Here is a 1,595-nt window from a genome sequence, read left to right as displayed (position 1 = left end):
TATAATGCCTATGGGCAGATAATAAACGAAACCTACCATCAAGACGATTTCCACGCCCTGCCGGATAACCCGTTAAGGTTCCAAGGGCAATATTATGATGAGGAGACGGGATTACACTACAACCTAAATCGTTATTATGATCCATTTACAGGTAGATATATCACCCAAGATCCGCTCGGTATGCTGGGTGGCTTAAATAGTTACCAATATGCCGGTAGCGATCCGATAAATTGGGTTGATCCATTAGGGTTGATTAAGGTTGAAAATAGTGGGTTTGAAGGGATTGCAGGAAAGGAGACGGGAGGATACTTAAATCAACCAGAACAAGGAGGAACACTAAATATTGGTGCAGGAAATAAGCCCATTGAGGGAGCTTACAATATATCTCATCCTGATTATCCAATGGCGGAAGGTGTTTATCCCGGCAATGCTAATGATTTGTCAAATATTGCAACAGGTTCGCAAAATAAAATTATTATGGATAACCCGTTTGGATATTATCCTTTGAATGATGAAGTGCTTCGAGTTTTAAATAACGGAGGTACAATAATAATTCGTGGAAATCAGACCAACAAATACATGAAAAATTTAGAAATCATAGCTAAAGAGAAAGGTTTGCAATTAGTGAATAAACGACAAATTTCTAGTGCTGGTTATGCTCAATCAAGTGGAGAACCAATTAAAAGTAAAACTATAGATGAATATATTTTTAAAAAATGATAGGTGATACGATGAAATATAAAATAGATATAACCGATAGTTATCAATATTGTATTGATTTTGATGGTTTAAGTGGAATAAATAGTTACTCATCTTTACCTGAAATTGAAAAAAGAACATCAACATGTCAAATGTATTTAGAAAATGTATCTGTAAATATGTATGATAAAATATGGCGAGCTCAGATATTATCAATCAACCCAGAAAGCATCATCAATATTGATGATGATTTAATCATATTAGCGCAGAAAGCTTTGCTAACTATAGAAAATATATGTTGTTACGACCTTCGAATTATCCATAAAAAACAAGATCATTATCATTCATCAGGCTTAAAATTTAATGTTAAAGATCGTTATATTGACTTTGGTGGTTATGATACTGAACACTTAGATTCAAATATATATGGAAGTGCAATTTTTAGAGGTAAAGTTTTTTTAGAATTGGAGGAAGATAAAATCCTTCCATTAATGATAGGATGTGATGATCAGGTTGGTGGGTATGATGGTATAAAAAAAATAAATTATAATAAGGAATTAGAAGTAAAAATGAAAAATAAACCTCTAGATATTAGTATTTTTAATAATATTGAATCACCAATATGGGATTTTGATTTTTATATGAAATATTTTTCTACTCAAGATGGTTATAGGGAAGCTATTAAGAATTACAAATAAACTAATGGATAGAAAAAATCAATGAAGTTAATTGATAAAAGTAACTTTTTAGCTAATTATTATTTCAAGCTGGAAATGAGGGGGGAGAGTACCTAACCGCTACCAGTATAACCCTGGAATAGCAACACATTTTCAAACAAAAAAATTAAGGGGTAAGTGTTTTTTAAATTCAACGGGAGGCAAGTAGCCTAACGAAGA

At 32.2% G+C, this 1,595-nt stretch carries 2 protein-coding genes; both read left to right on the top strand.

Going from position 1 to position 1,595, the window contains the following annotated elements; genetic code table 11:
- Positions 1-720, top strand: a 720-nt coding sequence (locus J6569_RS11105) for an RHS repeat-associated core domain-containing protein (RefSeq protein WP_296318519.1), incomplete at its 5' end; no start/stop codon positions are given.
- A gap of 11 nt (positions 721-731) precedes the next feature.
- Positions 732-1,397 (top strand): hypothetical protein, encoded by a 666-nt coding sequence (locus tag J6569_RS11100; RefSeq protein ID WP_091125318.1) that lies wholly within the window; start codon positions 732-734, stop codon positions 1,395-1,397.
- Positions 1,398-1,595 lie beyond the last annotated feature (198 nt).

It is taken from the genome of Gilliamella sp., from assembly GCF_024104075.1.
Lineage (GTDB): Bacteria > Pseudomonadota > Gammaproteobacteria > Enterobacterales > Orbaceae > Gilliamella > Gilliamella bombi.
Note: the sequence above shows the minus strand (reverse complement) of the source record. Positions and strands in the feature narration are given on the sequence as shown.